Source organism: Nitrospirota bacterium (assembly GCA_016212215.1).
Lineage (GTDB): Bacteria > Nitrospirota > 9FT-COMBO-42-15 > HDB-SIOI813 > HDB-SIOI813 > JACRGV01.
The window spans coordinates 1-2,773 of record JACRGV010000094.1; the positions used below are offsets into that span (position 1 = coordinate 1).

The window sequence follows — 2,773 nt, forward strand, 5'->3', positions numbered from 1 at the left end:
CAAAGGATAATGAAAATGAGGCCCCCTCCCCTTAGTCCCCTCCCGCAAGGGGAGGGGAGATATGAAAGATTGCCGAAGATTCCCCCTCCCTTGACGGGAGGGGGTTAGGGGGAGGGTGAGCTATGGAGATTTTCGGATGAAATATAGGGAAATAAATCTGCTTGTATTTTATCTGGTAACCATGATATTTTAACTCTCAGATTCACCATGAAGATAAAAAAAGAGAGAATAACCATGTTGTCGAAGAATATTGTGGAAGGATTGATAACAAAGGGGTGCATTGTACCGTCAGTAACAAAAGATGCGATTGTGAGCAGGCTTGAAAATATTATTACAGAAGAGCTGATGATTGAAGAAAAGTTAAATGATGAAGTACGGGAAATGCTGAAGACCTACTCAAAGCAGATGGAGCAGGGGGATGTTAATTACAACCGGATGTTCCAGATGGTGAAGAAGAAATTGATAGATGAGAGAGGGATAGTGCTTTAAAAGCAGTGAGCAGTAGATGCAGGTCTTTATCTGCTAACTGCTTACTTGAGGTTATTTTTCGGATGAACCGTCATGAGCGGGGCGCTCACAAAGGGCCATGAAAATCAGCGGGACAAGAAAGTCCCGCCTATCCTCGTTGATATGGATAGGCGGGGTTTTCTTACCCCGCCGGAAGTATTTTCGGATGAACCGTCATGAGCCGGTGGCTCACAAATGGCAATGAAAACCCCACCCTCACCCTGATCCCCCCTCCTGCCTCCCCCCGCAAAAGAGGGGGGAGGGATTTGGAAGGAATTTAATTGCAGCTCTCCCTGTGGGAGAGGGGGCTATGTTGATTCCCTCCCCTTCAAGGGGAGGGGTAGGGTGGGGATGGGGTTGATTTTCGAATGAAGAGTGGAAACATGCTATGATACTTAGTGAAGATAAAATAAATCACCTGTCACACCTTATTATAAAAGACCTTAAAAAGGGGCTTGCAACCATGAAGGGTGATGAGGTCGCTGTGTTAAAGGAGGTTAAGCGATTGCTAACCTTAGAATTTCACCTTGAAGAAGAAATAGATGCCATAGTCAGGAAGAAGCTTGTAGCCTATTCCTTAAGAAATCCGGAAGGCACCCCTGAATGGCAACTCCAATACAACCGTTTCTTTGAAGAAGAGATGAATAAGAGACGCCGGTAAAACACCCCTTGTATTAGCAAAAAATGTGAGCTATATAAATAGTCAGAAGAGAATATAGATGTCAGGAAAGGGGGTGATAAAGATGGGCAGGCTTCATATACTTCCTCACGGCTATCACTGGATGGAATTCGGCCATGAGGAAAGAGATTTAAAGATAATTGAAGGGATGATAACTTTATTACTGACAGCCGGGATGCTGATTCTTGCTTACTATATTTTTTAATTGATTATATTCACAGAGAATGGCTGTTATAGCCTCCTCCTGAACATAACAAAGAACCTCTCTTTAAGACGATCAGATAACGGGCGTTTTTTCCATGTTTCTTCCTTTATTTCGATTGAACTCTCTATATCCTCTTCAAATACACACTTCATCCTTTTGCTGAAATCTTCATCCAGAATTCCAACATTTCCCTCATCATTGCGCCGTAGGGAGAGGAAGTCTAAGTTAGCGGACCCTACTATGCTCCAGCATCCATCGAATACATAGCTCTTTGCATGTAGTACCTCACCCTGATAGTTGTAAATCTTTATACCCCTGTTTAAGAGCCTCTCATAGAATGAACGGCCGGCATAATGTGCAGCAGCGACATCACTCCTTCCTGCAAGGAGTAATTTTACATTAACCCCGCGGTTTACTGCCTCTTCCAGAGAATCAAGCATCCTTCTGCTGGGTATAAAATATGCGGTAGTGAGGAGTATGCTCTCCTTTGCATTGTGAATGCTGTAATACAGGAGCTTACGCAATTTCCTTCTACCCCTGGAAGATGATGCAAAGATGGGGATAACAGGCAGGCCGTTACTTTCATAGGGGTTTGAGGAGGGGAGTGGTAGTGTGTCTTTAAACAATTCCGGCAAAGGTTTATGAAGTAACTTTTGGAGAATCAGGTGTCTCCCGCCCATTGCCTGCCATGTCATCTGGAACGTCTTGAATAACTCTGATGCAACCTGGCCTTCAAGCATTATTCCTGTGTCCCGCCATGCCTTTCCTCTCTTTCTCAGATATAGGCCGCTATATTCATTTCCTATATTAAACCCGCCGGTAAATGCCTTAATCCCGTCTATGATAATCAATTTCCTGTGGTCCCTGTGGGGATAATGAAGGGGAGATGACCATACGAATGGCCTGGAGACCCTTATCCTTATTCCTGCACCTGCCAACTCCTTCCAGAAACCTTGAGGTGTCCAGAATGAACCAAAATGGTCATACAGGATAAATACTTTTATACCTTCTTGTACCTTTTTTTTAAGAAGGCCGGCCAGCTCCCTTCCGGTCTCATCATTGCGGAAGATATAAAATTGCAATGAAATAAAGTCCTGTGCCTTTTCAATACTGCTGAATATGCACTCAAATGATTCACTCCCTTTATAGAGGAGGGTAACAGTATTGCCGCCTATGAATCTATTACCGGAAATATTTTCAATGGATGATTTGTCGAAAGGGTGAATCATGCTAAATATTGACTATTATAAAATCATTTGTCAATTTTCACTTTTTTCTTGAAATAAAGGCAGTCTTTACCCGATGACTTGAGGACTACCAGTGAAGGGATTTCCTTACTCTTAAACCCCATTGCCTTACAACCGTTAGGGTGTTGCTTGTCC

At 43.4% G+C, this 2,773-nt stretch carries 4 protein-coding genes; 3 read left to right on the forward strand and 1 reads right to left on the reverse strand.

Annotated elements, in window-relative coordinates; translation table 11 throughout:
* Positions 1–207: 207 nt before the first annotated feature.
* The 3 genes from HZA08_08775 to HZA08_08785 all read left to right on the forward strand — a co-directional run bounded on the left by HZA08_08775 (position 208) and on the right by HZA08_08785 (position 1,391).
* Entirely contained in the window at positions 208–489 is a 282-nt protein-coding gene (locus HZA08_08775; GenBank protein MBI5193517.1) for a DUF507 family protein, read from the forward strand.
* 406 nt (positions 490–895) lie between these two features.
* Positions 896–1,168 carry a DUF507 family protein gene (locus HZA08_08780; GenBank protein ID MBI5193518.1) on the forward strand — a complete coding sequence of 91 codons (273 nt, stop codon included), beginning with the start codon at positions 896–898 and terminating at the stop codon, positions 1,166–1,168.
* Positions 1,169–1,250: 82 nt separating this feature from the next.
* Positions 1,251–1,391 (forward strand): hypothetical protein, encoded by a 141-nt coding sequence (locus HZA08_08785; protein ID MBI5193519.1) that lies wholly within the window; start codon positions 1,251–1,253, stop codon positions 1,389–1,391.
* Between the two features lie 26 nt (positions 1,392–1,417).
* Here the strand turns inward: HZA08_08785 and HZA08_08790 are convergent, their stop codons facing one another.
* Complete coding sequence (locus tag HZA08_08790) at positions 1,418–2,620, reverse strand: hypothetical protein (protein ID MBI5193520.1); 1,203 nt, start codon at positions 2,618–2,620, stop codon at positions 1,418–1,420.
* Between the last annotated feature and the right edge of the window lie 153 nt (positions 2,621–2,773).

Bases quoted from the DNA above. Each gene is read 5' to 3' on its own strand.
- HZA08_08775 (MBI5193517.1), top strand. From the start codon at position 208: ATGAAGATAAAAAAAGAGAGAATAACCATGTTGTCGAAGAATATTGTG.
- HZA08_08790 (MBI5193520.1), bottom strand. From the start codon at position 2,620: ATGATTCACCCTTTCGACAAATCATCCATTGAAAATATTTCCGGTAAT.
- HZA08_08780 (MBI5193518.1), top strand. From the start codon at position 896: ATGATACTTAGTGAAGATAAAATAAATCACCTGTCACACCTTATTATA.
- HZA08_08785 (MBI5193519.1), top strand. From the start codon at position 1,251: ATGGGCAGGCTTCATATACTTCCTCACGGCTATCACTGGATGGAATTC.